This window comes from Blautia sp. MCC269, from assembly GCF_018785655.1.
Taxonomy (GTDB): Bacteria; Bacillota; Clostridia; order Lachnospirales; family Lachnospiraceae; genus Blautia_A.
Genome location: NZ_WQQE01000024.1, coordinates 1 through 13491 on the forward strand (window position 1 = coordinate 1; position 13491 = coordinate 13491).

At 45.8% G+C, this 13491-nt stretch carries 13 protein-coding genes and 1 tRNA gene; 3 read left to right on the top strand and 11 right to left on the bottom strand.

Annotation, left to right across the window (positions count from 1 at the left end; genetic code table 11):
- Positions 1–234: 234 nt before the first annotated feature.
- The 11 genes from GPK88_RS08500 to GPK88_RS08550 all read right to left on the bottom strand — a co-directional run bounded on the left by GPK88_RS08500 (position 235) and on the right by GPK88_RS08550 (position 9829).
- Positions 235–322, bottom strand: a tRNA-Ser gene (locus GPK88_RS08500).
- Positions 323–1279: 957 nt separating this feature from the next.
- Positions 1280–2965 carry a sulfate adenylyltransferase subunit CysN gene (gene cysN, locus GPK88_RS08505; RefSeq protein ID WP_195566342.1) on the bottom strand — a complete coding sequence of 562 codons (1686 nt, stop codon included), beginning with the start codon at positions 2963–2965 and terminating at the stop codon, positions 1280–1282.
- A gap of 1 nt (position 2966) precedes the next feature.
- On the bottom strand, positions 2967–3881 hold the full coding sequence (gene cysD / locus GPK88_RS08510) for a sulfate adenylyltransferase subunit CysD (protein WP_330383055.1): 915 nt from the start codon (positions 3879–3881) through the stop codon (positions 2967–2969).
- Between the two features lie 39 nt (positions 3882–3920).
- Positions 3921–4232, bottom strand: a complete 312-nt coding sequence (locus tag GPK88_RS08515) for a 4Fe-4S dicluster domain-containing protein (RefSeq protein WP_015526617.1) — start codon at positions 4230–4232, stop codon at positions 3921–3923.
- A complete protein-coding gene (locus tag GPK88_RS08520; RefSeq protein ID WP_118063706.1) occupies positions 4216–5922 on the bottom strand; it encodes an adenylyl-sulfate reductase subunit alpha in 1707 nt (568 codons plus the stop codon). Before GPK88_RS08520 ends, GPK88_RS08515 begins: the two co-directional genes overlap by 17 nt.
- A gap of 5 nt (positions 5923–5927) precedes the next feature.
- A complete protein-coding gene (locus tag GPK88_RS08525; protein ID WP_021976043.1) occupies positions 5928–6344 on the bottom strand; it encodes a M67 family metallopeptidase in 417 nt (138 codons plus the stop codon).
- Between the two features lie 77 nt (positions 6345–6421).
- A complete protein-coding gene (thiF, locus tag GPK88_RS08530; protein ID WP_144093822.1) occupies positions 6422–7228 on the bottom strand; it encodes a thiazole biosynthesis adenylyltransferase ThiF in 807 nt (268 codons plus the stop codon).
- On the bottom strand, positions 7228–7437 hold the full coding sequence (thiS, locus tag GPK88_RS08535) for a sulfur carrier protein ThiS (RefSeq protein WP_021976045.1): 210 nt from the start codon (positions 7435–7437) through the stop codon (positions 7228–7230). Before thiS ends, thiF begins: the two co-directional genes overlap by 1 nt.
- Positions 7438–7452: 15 nt before the next feature.
- Complete coding sequence (locus GPK88_RS08540; RefSeq protein WP_148445802.1) at positions 7453–7695, bottom strand: sulfurtransferase TusA family protein; 243 nt, start codon at positions 7693–7695, stop codon at positions 7453–7455.
- Positions 7688–8551 (bottom strand): ferredoxin-like domain-containing protein, encoded by an 864-nt coding sequence (locus GPK88_RS08545; protein WP_148445800.1) that lies wholly within the window; start codon positions 8549–8551, stop codon positions 7688–7690. Before GPK88_RS08545 ends, GPK88_RS08540 begins: the two co-directional genes overlap by 8 nt.
- A 39-nt stretch (positions 8552–8590) precedes the next feature.
- Positions 8591–9829: an O-acetylhomoserine aminocarboxypropyltransferase/cysteine synthase family protein gene (locus GPK88_RS08550; RefSeq protein WP_215707688.1), complete on the bottom strand. Its 1239-nt coding sequence runs from the start codon at positions 9827–9829 to the stop codon at positions 8591–8593.
- A 304-nt stretch (positions 9830–10133) separates the two neighbouring features.
- Here GPK88_RS08550 and GPK88_RS08555 point away from each other — a divergent pair, with 304 nt between their 5' ends.
- The 3 genes from GPK88_RS08555 (at position 10134) to GPK88_RS08565 (ending at position 13468) form a co-directional block, all read left to right on the top strand.
- Entirely contained in the window at positions 10134–11324 is a 1191-nt protein-coding gene (locus GPK88_RS08555) for a sensor histidine kinase (RefSeq protein WP_330626644.1), read from the top strand.
- A complete protein-coding gene (locus GPK88_RS08560; protein ID WP_021977207.1) occupies positions 11325–12038 on the top strand; it encodes a response regulator transcription factor in 714 nt (237 codons plus the stop codon).
- A gap of 143 nt (positions 12039–12181) precedes the next feature.
- Entirely contained in the window at positions 12182–13468 is a 1287-nt protein-coding gene (locus GPK88_RS08565; protein WP_173762192.1) for a hypothetical protein, read from the top strand.
- Positions 13469–13491: the final 23 nt, after the last annotated feature.

The following is a 13491-nucleotide window of genomic DNA, read 5'->3' on the forward strand; positions in this document are numbered from 1 at the left end:
GAATCGTATGTGTTTCACTGTTTAGTTATCAAGGTTTTTCGTTCTGTCTCTCAGACAGCTCGTTTATTTTATCTCATCTCAAATCATTTGTCAAGTGCTTTTTTCAACTTTTTTCAAATTCTTTTTTGATGAATCTCTGTCTTGCTGACAGCTTGTTTACTTTATCATGTTTGCAAGCGTTTGTCAACAAGTTTTTTCATTTTTTTGAAAAGTTTATTTTTTTCAAAAAAATAACGGAGAAGGAGGGATTTGAACCCTCGCGCCGCGTTAGCGACCTATACCCTTAGCAGGGGCACCTCTTCGGCCTCTTGAGTACTTCTCCAGACTCCGAACTCATAATTTCTTATTAAATTGGAGTGCATTTCTTCTGTCTTTTCATCCGAAACGCAGGTTTAATTATAGCGGAAGGCGATATGCTTTGTCAACACCTTTTTTTATTTTTTTACATTAATTTTATTGTATTGCGATAGATGGGGAATAACAAAGGATGTATACTGTTGTTTATTGCCTTATTGCATAGGGCTACGCGGGTCGCATTTTCAATGCGGGAGATGCAGGGGGAAGGCCATCTCAGAGTTCCGTAAGCCCGAAGGCCCTCCCCCTGCCCCCCCCACCCTCTTGGGCACGGAAACCAGTGTTACATCTTCGATGTGTAACACAGTTGACTCTTGTCTGTATTCTTCGGTATTCAGGATGTAGCTCTTTGCCGATCCAATCTTCTGTATGCTACGATATTCAAAATGGTTCTCTTTGCCGATCTAGTTTTCTATATGCCACTCTATTTCAAAATACTTCCCTTCACCAATTTAATCCATATACACTATAAGAAACTCCACACAACCAGGACAGGGCGCCACAGCGCCCGCCTCCGTCCCTCTGCAGGCTTGTTTTCTCCTTTCCGGCCTGAATGCACAGCCAAGGCTCAGGATACTGGCTGGCTCTGCTTCTACAGGAGGGGTGCGCTTCTTAGATGGCGGGAATCTGCGTTGTTTTTCAAAAGTTCGCTGTTTGAGCGAAGCGAGTTCGGACTTTTGGAAAACGGTTTTAGCAGATTTTCGGCATCTTAGAAGCCAGCCCCCGACGAAGCCGCAGACCGGACAGTATCCTGAGCCTCGGCGTCCCGTCAGCCACCAAACCGTCCAATCACCAACAACCTCCCGCAGAAGCCCACCCTCCCAGCCATCCAGCGCAGCGCTGATGGCTCAACAACCTTCAAATTCAACAAAAAAAGAGACTGCACACCCATGCAGCCTCTTAATGTTATTGATACAGTTTTTCGTTAGATCATCCAGAAATTATCCGTGCAGACAATCTTCCTATAAGTCTCAAACTTAAACCACTTATTATGAAACTCCGACTTATTATCAGCCCCCTTAAACTCCTCCAGGAACTGCTGATAATCATCATTACTGCGGATCTCCAGCGCAAAACCTCTCTCATCTACAACAGGAAGTCCCATAAAGGCATACTTATCCAGCGGAATAATATCCAGCACCTTCTTATCACGAATAAGAACAGCTGCATTGTCCTCCAGGGATACAATATCAAAATAACCCGGATACTCGAAGCTATCACCTTCTGTAGGTACAGCATCCCCTACATGATAAGTCTTAACCTCTTTATCCGCCTTAGAAAGCAGCGCATTCTCAAGGTTAAAATAAAACTCCTCAAAAACATAACCGCCAACCTTCACATCATCCTTCTGGAAATAAGGCTTCTCACCCTCAGTATCAACAGACTCCACAACACCACACGCAGAAGTCATATGACTCACACGATCGATCAGGATCAGCTCACCAAGAGTCTTATTCTTCTTAAACTCATCCAGCACAACCTTATCAGAAAGACCGATCTTGCACAGAGCGATCTCATTCTTCTCAATAGTATCTGCATGCAGATGCTCTCCGGTATTTACATCCGTCTTAAACTCAATACTCTTAACCACACCTGCAATCTTCTTGGTACCAACCTTCACAAGATACTCCTTGCCCACTTCAAGCCTGGAATCATCCATCCAGAGAAGCGTAGCCTCAAAACCTTTAGCCACCGGAATCTCATTATTATTGGTAAGAACACAGCCACGGCTGACATCCACCTCTTTATCCAGCTGAATGGTAACAGCCTGGCCTGCAACAGCCTCCTCACGGTTATCACTGCCCACCAGGATCGTCTTAACAGCCGCTGTCTCGTTGCTGGGGAGCGTAGTGATGGTATCGCCTACATGAACCCGGCCACTCTCGATCTGGCCCTGGAAACCACGGAATTCATGGTTTGGACGGGAAACTCGCTGGACAGGAAGATAAAACTCGCTGACATTCTCAGCCTCGGAAACATCTACAGTCTCAAGATGATCCAGAAGAGCTTTGCCCGTATACCACGACATATTCGGAGACTTCTTGGTTACGTTATCACCCTCTGTAGCACTGACAGGAATAATCACAACATCCTGAAGACCCAGAGTCTTTGAAAGCTCATTAATATCCTTCACGATCTCGTTAAAACGGCTCTCACTGTAATCAACAAGATCCATCTTATTAACAGCAAATACGAAATGATGGATACCCATCAGAGCGCAGATACGCGCATGACGTCTTGTCTGCACCAGAACACCCTGTTTTGCATCCACAAGAATAATGGAAAGCTGGGCAAAAGAAGCACCAACTGCCATGTTTCTTGTATACTCTTCATGACCAGGAGTATCCGCAACAATAAAACTTCTCTTATCCGTTGTAAAATAACGGTAAGCAACATCAATGGTGATACCCTGCTCACGCTCAGCCATCAGACCATCCAGAAGAAGAGAATAATCAATGGCACCACCTCTGGAACCTACCTTGCTGTCCAGAAGAAGGGCTTTTTCCTGGTCTGCATATAAAAGCTTGGAATCATAAAGAATATGGCCGATCAGTGTAGACTTTCCATCATCCACACTTCCGCAAGTGATAAATTTCAGTAATCCGCTCATCCTAGAAGTACCCCTCTCTCTTTCTTTTTTCCATGCTGGCAGCTCCGCCGTCAGAATCGATAACACGTGTAGTTCTCTCAGATTCCACAGAGCTTAAAGTCTCGTCAATGATCTCGTCCAGTGTCTCCGCGTCAGACTCGATACCACCTGTCAGAGGATAGCATCCAAGAGTACGGAAACGGACCTTTTTCATCTGCGGCTCCTCACCCGGGTTCAGACGCATTCTGTCGTCATCCACCATAATGATGTTGCCGTCTCTGTATACAACCGGACGCTCTTTTGCAAAATACAGCGGAACGATCGGGATATTTTCTCTCTTAATGTACTGCCAGATATCAGTCTCAGTCCAGTTGGAGATTGGGAAAACACGGATGCTTTCACCTTTGTTGATCTCAGTATTGTAAAGCTTCCACATCTCCGGACGCTGGTTCTTCGGATCCCAGGCCTGCTCTGCGTTACGGAAGGAGAAAATACGCTCTTTTGCACGGCTTTTCTCCTCATCACGACGGCCGCCGCCAAATGCAGCTGTGAAACCATATTTCTTAAGAGCCTGTTTCAGGGCCTGTGTTTTCATGATATCTGTATATGCGGAACCGCTGTCAAAAGGATTGATTCCCTGTTTCACACCGTCCTGGTTAATGTACTCAAGCATTTCGATCCCGAGATCTTTTGCAGTCTTGTCACGGAACTCGATCATCTCTTTAAATTTCCAGGTTGTATTTACATGAAGAAACGGGAATGGCGGTTTCTCCGGGTAAAAAGCTTTCATCGCAAGATGAAGCATTACAGAACTGTCTTTTCCTATAGAATAAAGCATTACCGGCTTTTCGCACTCTGCTGCAACTTCACGGATGATGTAAATTGCCTCTGCTTCCAGCTCATCCAAATGTGATAATCCACTCATATCTGATCTCATCCTCCTGTTTTGGCCGCCAGAACCGGCAGCACCTGTCTTCTAGTATTTATTCGAATTTCGTCGGTCCACATCAATCACGGATGTGGAACCGTCTGTTTTTGTAATGATCCAGTGAAGGATATCACCTTCGCTTTTTACATTCATGATACTTCCGTTACCACCGATATCCGCACCAAGGAAAAAGTCAATGGCGCCGGCTTTACATTCCTTTACACAGGAAACACAGCCCCAGCAGTTTTTCGGATATTTCATCACGGCTTTTTTGTCTTCCATGACAATCAGGGTTCCCGGACATACTTCACTGCACTTTCTGCAGCCAACACATTTTTTCTGATCAATTCGTATGCTCATATGTGTCCTCCTTTACAATGTCACGGAAAATGATCTTGATCTCGCCGTTTTCCAGTTTCGAATTTACATATTTATAAAATTTCTCATCGGTTTCCGGATGATCCAGATTTTCGTTGAAAGAATGCCATCTGGTCTCTTTTCGGTTTTTCAGATGAGCGATCAGTGAACGGCACACAATGAGACGCTCACGAAGTTCGTATGCAAACATCAGCTCATGCATATCTGCTGCCGCTGTTTTTTCGGCAAGGGCCTGAAGCTTGAGGATTTTTTCATCTGCAAGGTCAAGCTGTTTCTCATTGAACTGATAATTGGAAGCAATTCCTCCCGCATACTCGTCCATGACTTTCTGCATGGCTTCCTCAAGCTCCTCAACGGAAAATGCCGGTGCATCTTCATTACGGAACTTTTCGTACTGAGAAAGGATTTTTTCTTCCTGAACTTTGATCTCCGCTTCTGTGGTAATATCCGCTTCTTTCAGAGATCCTGCGGAAAACTGTTTCACCATATCCAGTGCTGCAAGTTTTCCTTCTGCAAGTGCCCCTGTTACATATTTCTGGGGACATCCGCCTGCAACATCACCTGCTGCATAAAGACCTTTCACAGTAGTCTCACGGCCTGTGTTTACCCAGTAGCCGCTGGCTGTATGGCCGCCTACGATATAGGGCTCTGTTCCCTGGATCTCCACATCCTGCTCACTTGGGTTTTTTCCACTTTCGATCCATTTCAGAGTCTGGCTTGGTGCCATGTTCAGATAAGCTTTCAGAAGATCTTCATCCTGCTCTTTCGTGATCCCTGTAGTCTTCAGGTAACACGGGCCATGGCCAAGCTGATTTTCCCGGACTGTTCCGTAAACTCGCTCGCTTGTGGTCAGACCGTATTTTGTCTCGTAGATCTCTCCTGCCGCATTGATCTGTTTTGCGCCGACACCCTGTGCGATGGTTCCTGTAGGAGCGATGGTGTCCTTGCAGCGAAGAGCAATAAAACGCATCTCAAAAGATGTCATCTCCGCGCCTGCCAGGATTCCCATTGCGTATCCGGCACCTGTGTTAAATGGCGGATACCACATCTTATGTCTGGAAAATCCAGGATTGTTCGGTTTATAAAGTCCAGCCGCTCCGCCGGTTGCAACAAGAACTGCTTTTGCCCGGATAACGTAAGCGGTTTCTTCCATAATAGAAAAACCAACGGCTCCGTAAACCTGACCGTCTTTTACAAGAAGGTCTGTGATATTTACATAATTCAGAACATCTACATTCTCAGCTTCATGAACTGCATCCGCAAGAAGTGGTTTGAAATTCTCGCCGTTGATCTTGATGTTACGGTTTCCTCTGGCTACATAATCGCCATTTTCATCCTTCAGGATCACAAGTCCAAGTTTTTCCATTTTTGCGGTAACTTCGTTGAAGTTCTCCGCTGCTGTAAGAAGAAGGTCCTGTCTTACGATCCCGGCGGCATCTTTTGTGGCGTAATCTACATAGTCCTGAGGCTTGCGGCCTTTTACAATGTAGGCATTGATGGCGTTGACACCAGCTGCCAGACAGCCGCTTCGCTTGATATTTGCTTTTTCTGCGATCAGTACCCTGCCGGCTTTCTGTTCTGAGAGAACCAGCGCCGCATAGCAGCCTGCGGTACCTCCGCCTATGATCAGCACATCCGTTGTAATTTCTTTTGTGTTTAATCTGTTTTTCATACTCATCACTCTGTTATCTGAATCTCATGTACAGTTACATTTTTTTCTTTGTCTACGCCGAAGGCCTTCAGCACCGGGTTTTCTGCATCCATAAGGGAGAGGATCAGATATTCGATGTTCGGGTCAAAAGCAAGTCGTTTGTCTTCTTCGGAAGGCCTTGACGGAGACTCCGGATGAGAATGAAAGTTTCCGATCATCTGATATCCGTTCTGACGGATATCTTTGATCGCGCTCAGCTGTTCTTTCGGGTCCATGGAAAAGTGCTCGTTACTCTCGTCGATATTTGTCAGTAAATACACCTTCTCGATGGTTTTTACATCGCCCTCAATGGTCCCGCCCAGAAGGCCGCAGGACTCATTGGGAAGTCCCTTTCTGCAATGGTCTAATATTTTTTCGTAATCTTCTTTTTTTAATTTCAGCATTATCTTCGCAGCCTCCAATGGGTTTCTATACTTATTTATACTGCCTGCACCAGCAGACACTTTTGACTTCTATATGATCAGTGTTTCAGCTCGCACACAGCCTGCTCGTAATCGATCAGCTCTGTAATCGTCGGATCATCGCCGCATACCGGGCAGTGATGGTTCTTCGGAAGTTTTACGGTACGGAATGTCATCTTCAGCGCATCGTAGGTAAGAAGTCTTCCTGTAAGAAGGTCACCCTGTCCGATGATGTACTTGATGGCTTCCATTGCCTGAAGGCTTCCGATCACGCCGCCCATGGCTCCGATAACACCAGCCTGCTTACAGGTCGGTACGGCATCCTTTGGTGGCGGGCTCTGGAATGCACATCTGTAGCATGGTCCCTGTCCCGGAACGTAAGTCATCAGCTGTCCCTGGAAACGGATGATACCTGCATGTGAAAACGGTTTCTCAGCCATTACACAGGCATCGTTGATAAGGAATTTTGCAGGGAAGTTGTCCGTTCCATCCAGAATGAAATCGTAATCTTTGATCAGATCCATAATGTTGCTGGAATCTACAAATGTATGATATGTATTTACGGTAACGTCCGGGTTGATGGCTTTCATAGTCTCAGCCGCAGACTCTACTTTCAGTTTGCCAACATCTGCAGTTGTGTGGATGACCTGTCTCTGAAGATTGGAAAGATCTACCTCATCTGCATCTACGATTCCGATTGTTCCCACACCTGCTGCTGCAAGGTAAAGGGCTGCCGGTGCTCCAAGTCCGCCGGCTCCGATGATAAGAACCTTTGCATTCAGAAGCTTTTTCTGGCCTTTTACTCCCACCTCTTTCAGGATGATGTGGCGAGAGTAACGCTCAAGCTGCTCATTTGTAAAAGCCATTATCTTGCGCCTCCTCCCATGTAGTACAGGAACTCAACAACATCACCGTCTTTTACAACTGTGTTCGGAACGTCTTCTTTGCTGATGAATTCATCGTTGATGGTTACGGTTACATACTCAGGACTTTCGATATCCTCTTTCTCAATAAGCTCTGTAAGTTTCAGTCCGTCTTCGTATTCTTTTTTATTTCCTGCAACTGTGATTGTCATTTCTCTGTTCTCCTATTATTCAACTTTTCTTACGATCAGTGTATAAGTTCCATCTTCATTATCTTCAAGTTTCAGGATCTGATGTCCTTCTTCTTTTACGCTTCTCGGTACATTCTGTACTGGCTCGCCATCGTTCATTTTGATCGCCAGGATCTGTCCGTCGTCCAGCTCCTCAAGTGCTACTTTTGCTTTTACAAAAGTTACCGGGCAAACTACATCGGTAATATCTACTGTATCATCAATTTTAATATCAGCCATTGTATGCTCCTTTCAAAACTTCCTGAAGTTTTTCAGCGCCTACCCGGTCGATGGTAAATTTAAAACGCTCTCCCGGATTTGCATAGTCATCAAAGAACTGGATCGCTGCATCGGTCACTCTGAAAAGCTGTTCTTCAGAGGTGATCAGCGGAAGGAATTCCTGTCCCTTGCTGATGTGATTTCCAAACGTTCCGCCAAAGGAAACGATAAATGCTTCGTTTTCATACCATGCATCTACAGGACAGGATTTTGCACATCTGCCGCAGTAGTTACATTTCTCTGTGTCGATCACCAGCTTGTCATCTTTAAAGGAGATGGCGTTTTCTCTACAGGCTTTTTCACAGACTCCACAGTGGATACATGTATCTTCTTTCCAGCTGACCTGTGCTGCTCCTTTGATTCCTACATCGTTCTCCTCTGCTTTCAGACAGTTGTTCTGACATCCGGTAACACCGAATTTGAATTTATGAGGAAGCTCTCTTCCAAAATATCTCTCATTTAATTTCACCGCAATGTCATAGCTGTTGATGTTTCCGCTTGGACAGACTGCATTACCCTGGCAGGCTGTAACTGTACGGACTCTCGGTCCGCAGACACCAGGTTTGCATCCGCCTTTCGCAAGATCATCTTTTACATCATCAATATCATCTAATTTAATGAACGGGATCTCAACTCCCTGTCTGGAAGTAAGATGTACATATCCGTCACCGTATTTCTCAGCTACTTCTGCGATTTTCTTAAGGTTTTCTGCTGTAAGCGTACCGCCTACACAGGCAAGACGAAGAGAAAAATTATTTTTCTGCTTCTGTCTCATGAAACCACCTTTTTTTAATGTAGCGTAATCTACTTTTGCCATAGCGAACTCTCCATTTCTCTGCTGGTGCAGCTATCGATTTTATCTGTTACTCTCTATCGCTTGTTTGAAATCTTCTTTTAAATCTTCAATGTCTTCAATTCCCACGCTGATCCGGATCAGGTCTTCGAACACTCCGGACTGCTGTTTCTCCTCATCGGAGATGTGTGCCGCGATGGTGGATTCCGGATGGATCACCAGTGTCTTCGTATCTCCGATGTTGGAGATGATCAGCGGGACCTTCAGGGAATTGATAATGGAAAAAGCTTTCTCCTTGCTTCCGGTTCTTACGGTTACGATAGCTCCGTAACCATTCCTGAACTGCTTTTTCGCAATTTCGTGATAAGGGCTCTCTTCCAGTCCCGGATAATTTACTTCAATGTCACCACCCAGGCTCTGTAAAAATCTGGCAAGTTCCAGTGCGTTGTCACACTGTCTCTGCATTCGAAGTCCCAGGGTTTCCAGTCCCAGATTATTAAGGAAAGCATTCTGCGGAGCAAGACACGCGCCAGTGTTCCGGAAAAGTCCGTTTCTAAGCTTGGCGATGTATGCAAATGGTCCGAATTTCCGGTATGGAGCAAGTCCCGGATATCGGTCAGGGTCCCATTTCAGACCCTTACCACAGACAAGAATACCGCTGATGGCATCGCTGCTTCCATTGATATATTTGGAAGAGGAATGAACCACAATGTCAGCTCCAAGCTTCAGTGGCTGGATCAGATACGGGGTTGCCACCGTGTTGTCTACGATCAGCGGTACGTCATGCTTATGTGCCACTTCCGCAACTGCCTGGATATCGGTAACATCCAGCTTGGGGTTGCCAATGGTCTCCGCAAAAACAAGTCGCGTCTTCTCTGTGATCTCTGCCTCAAAAGCTTCCGGCTTATTCTCTTTCACATATTTTACGGAAATCCCGAAAGGCTTCAGATCATCGAACAGTTCCACGGTTCCGCCATACAGTCCGCAGGCTGCCACGATCTCATCTCCCGCCTGAAGAATGTTCAGAAACGCATTGGTCAGCGCAGCCATTCCGGAAGCACAGGCCACACTGCCGATCCCATCCTCCAGTATGGTCACTCTCCTCTCAAAGGACTCTACCGTAGGATTGTTGATCCTTGTATAGGAGAAGCCCATTTTTTTATTGTCAAAAATTTTCTCCAGGTCTTCCGCGCTGTCATGTCGGAATGCGCTGCTCTGATAGATTGGAACCTGTGTTGCACCCTGTGGATATTTCTCGTTGGTGCCGTGGAGCAGCCCTGTATTAAAGCCGTATTCGTTCATAGCCTCTTCCCTTTCTTTTGTTGACACTTATATTAACCTACTATTCATAGTATGTCAATAGGAAAACGGGATTAAATGTATTTTTTTGTGTACACACCTATACGACAGCATGATACAATTATAACAGTTACGATAATTACAGCACCAAAAGAAAGATGCCCGCAGGCATACAAACCTACATTAAGAACAGGAGGTGATCCCTATCAATATAAACCCGAAACTCCGGAATATTTTTCACTCTTTATTCAGTCCCACCCTTGATTTCCGCGTCCGGCTGTTCAACATCCTCGCCTTGGGAGGTACTGTGATCAGCCTGATCATGGCCTTTCTCAGTCTCGGGACCGGTTCCTGGGGAAATGTACTGATCAATTTTGCGCTGGTTGCAATCTCCGGAGGGCTTTTTCTTTATTCCTATTACAGTGGAAAATATCAGCGCTGCTACCTGATCACCATTGTCGTGATCTTTCTGATCGTTTTTCCGGTGATGTTTTTTACCAGCGGCGGTTATCGTGGCGGCATGCCGGCATTCTTTGTGTTTGCTATTATTTTTACCGTGCTGATGCTGGAAAAAAGACGCGCTCTGATCGTTTCCCTACTGGAGATTCTCCTTTATATGGGACTGTGTCTGGTTGCATACCATTTCCCGGACACTGTAACTCCTTTTGCCACGGAAGCAGACCGGCTAGCAGATATCCTTCTGGCGTTTGTCTCTGTAAGTATTGTCTGCGGCAGTGTTCTCTATTTTCATCTGAAGGAATATAACCAGCAGCAGCTCCTTCTGGAGGAACAGAATCTGCGACTGCGCTCCCTTGATAATGCCAAGTCCACCTTCCTGACCACCGTTGCCCACGAGATCAAAAATCCTCTGAACTCCATCGCTCTCCACGCCCGTGACACCTCCGAGCTCCTTGAGGAAGATCCTCTGGATTTCTCTCTTATGCAGGAAAATCTCCGCACCATCGAACAATCAGTAATGCGGATTGACCGGATTGTGCTGGATCTTATGGATACCGTTTCCATTGAGCAGGGACGGCTTGCCCTTTCCCTTGTACCATCAGATCTGGGAGCACTTTTACATTCTGTGGAAAAAGATTTCAGCAGTCATCCAAGTCCCGGGAATAACCAGCTGGTCCTTACGATACAGCCCAACCTCCCGGAAATCTCTGCAGACCCGGAACGGCTGATCCAGGTTGTCACCAATCTGCTCTCCAATGCAGAGCGTCACACCCAAAACGGAACCATCACCATTTCTCTTACCGGCGAACCGGGCTGGCAGACCATTTGCGTCTCCGACACCGGAACCGGCATGTCAGAAGAAATGCGAAAAAACGCACTCAAGGGTTATGTTTCTGCAGATAAAGATTACTGGCGGCACGGCATAGGTCTCTATGTATGTCATCAGATCATCACTGCCCACGGCGGCAAAATATGGCTGAAAAGTAAAGAAGGCGAGGGAACTCAGGTGTTCTTCTCACTTCCGGAGGAGGAATCATAAATGAATGAAAAGAAATCACTTATCCTTATGGTCGAGGATGAAGAACAGGTGCTGAATACCAACTGCCGGATGCTACGGCGCCGTGGCTACGATGTCCGCATTGCACAGACAGCCGCCGAAGCCTGTCATCAGCTTGAAGAATATCTGCCGGATCTTCTTATCCTGGACATTATGCTTCCGGACGGAAACGGTCTGGATATCTGCCGCCGCTTCCGCGAAAAAACCATGAATCCGGTGCTTTTTCTCACAGGAAAAAGCGATATCCGTGACAAAGTGGAAGGTCTTCAGACGGGTGGGGATTATTATCTCACCAAGCCCTACAATTTCGATGAATTTCTGGCTGTGATCCAGATGCTTCTGGAACGCCAGAAACGAATGGAAGAAAAAATAAGAGAAAAATTTCAGTCCTCCCGTCAGATCACCATCGGCAGCCTGCGGCTGGATCTTTCGGACGGCCATGCATATCTCAATAATGCCGACACAGGCCTTACCCGGACCGAATTCTCTCTGCTGCGTCTCCTTGCAGAAAACCAGGAGAAGATTTTTTCTGCAAAGGAGCTCTACGAAGCGGTATGGGGCAGCTGTGCAGGAACAGATACCAGCACGGTACGGCGGCATATCTTTAACCTCCGGACCAAGATCGGTGCCGAAGATACCGATGAGTATGACATTGTCTCGGTTTATGGGAAGGGATATCTTTTTACCTGCCGGTAAATGTCTCTTTTTCTTCACATTTCCGGATATCAGGATCTGTCTGTTACAATATACTTAACAAACAGATCCTTTTTATTTTGTAAAAATTTATGATCCGTGGACAGTAACTGAATAACTGCTGCGCAATTTATCAGGAGGTGCCTATGCATAAAAAAATCTTAGTTCTTTTAACAGGCGCGATCGCTCTTTCCATATCTGCAGTCCCGGTCCTCGCTTCTGACCCTCCAACCGATGACGGTCAGTACATCTGGCAGGATGAAAACGGAGATTACTGGTACCGCAATGGTTCCGAGGATGAATATATCGGGGAAGGTAATTATGCCCCTGACCCGGATTCCGGTGAACTGATGGAAGGCAACGATGCCGGCTGGACCGAACAGGACGGTTATTTTGAGCCTCATTATTATTATGAGGACGGCAGTGTGTGGCTGGAAGATGCCACCGGAACCACATATATTGGCTCCAGAGATAAATATTATATTGATGACTACGGCAATCTTCAGGAATATTCCGATTCAGAAAATAATTCCTCCTCCAATACTACTGGAAACTCCTCCTCGCAAACTTCCGATTCTTCATACCCCGATTCCTCTTCCAATATAGATACAGAAGAATCTTCTGAATCGGAAAAGCGCGGCGAGCTTCATATGCGGGTTGGATTCCATGACAGTGACACGGTCATAGAATCCATGCCCGAAAAAGAAAATTATTTCGAACGACGTTATGTAAACGATGAAAAAAGCACTGCTGCTGTTTTAAAAGTAGCTAATTCTTCTCTGGAGGATTCCTCCGCGAATGATTTTCTGGCGGAATATTATCCGGTAAAAGGTGAGATCACTACAAAGAAAGACCTTACTTTTGAATCTTATCCGGCTACAAAATATCAGTATGTAACTTCCGTCAATGAGGAAGATAAAAATGTAGATGCCCTTGTATGCCAGACTGACGATTATACATTTGGACTTTTTATCCTGACTCCATCTGATACTTATGATAAAGCTGCCGAAAAAGCAGCAGCTGAACTGATCAAATCTGTAAATTTCATTTATGCGGAGCGTATTGATATGGCCATGACCGATCATTTCCAGGTTCTCACTCCGGAGCGTTGGAAATATCTCTGCCATTATGAGACAACCGAAACAGAAAACGGTGGCTATAAACTTACTTATTATAATGAAGATGTTCCGGTCCTGACTCTGGAAGCCAGATATTACGATGGCAAAGACCAGCCTCTGGACAGTGTATGGCAGGGTTATCTCGGTCGTATCGAAGCAATGGATGGTAAAAAATACGATCTTCTTGCCACTGTCAGCCAGTATTCTGAGGATGCCTCCGATGAGTGGAAAGAAATGTATGATACTTACGAAGATGTTATAAATGGAATCCGTATGCTGGATGGCTGTTCTCTGGTGGAAGGAAGCCATGCCTGATCCTTTGTGATTCACAATATTTA

Coding starts and splice junctions, on each gene's coding strand:
- cysN (WP_195566342.1), bottom strand. CDS start 2,965: ATGAGCGGATTACTGAAATTTATCACTTGCGGAAGTGTGGATGATGGA.
- cysD (WP_330383055.1), bottom strand. CDS start 3,881: ATGAGATCAGATATGAGTGGATTATCACATTTGGATGAGCTGGAAGCA.
- GPK88_RS08515 (WP_015526617.1), bottom strand. CDS start 4,232: ATGAGCATACGAATTGATCAGAAAAAATGTGTTGGCTGCAGAAAGTGC.
- GPK88_RS08520 (WP_118063706.1), bottom strand. CDS start 5,922: ATGAAAAACAGATTAAACACAAAAGAAATTACAACGGATGTGCTGATC.
- GPK88_RS08525 (WP_021976043.1), bottom strand. CDS start 6,344: ATGCTGAAATTAAAAAAAGAAGATTACGAAAAAATATTAGACCATTGC.
- thiF (WP_144093822.1), bottom strand. CDS start 7,228: ATGGCTTTTACAAATGAGCAGCTTGAGCGTTACTCTCGCCACATCATC.
- thiS (WP_021976045.1), bottom strand. CDS start 7,437: ATGACAATCACAGTTGCAGGAAATAAAAAAGAATACGAAGACGGACTG.
- GPK88_RS08540 (WP_148445802.1), bottom strand. CDS start 7,695: ATGGCTGATATTAAAATTGATGATACAGTAGATATTACCGATGTAGTT.
- GPK88_RS08545 (WP_148445800.1), bottom strand. CDS start 8,551: ATGGCAAAAGTAGATTACGCTACATTAAAAAAAGGTGGTTTCATGAGA.
- GPK88_RS08550 (WP_215707688.1), bottom strand. CDS start 9,829: ATGAACGAATACGGCTTTAATACAGGGCTGCTCCACGGCACCAACGAG.
- GPK88_RS08560 (WP_021977207.1), top strand. CDS start 11,325: ATGAATGAAAAGAAATCACTTATCCTTATGGTCGAGGATGAAGAACAG.
- GPK88_RS08565 (WP_173762192.1), top strand. CDS start 12,182: ATGCATAAAAAAATCTTAGTTCTTTTAACAGGCGCGATCGCTCTTTCC.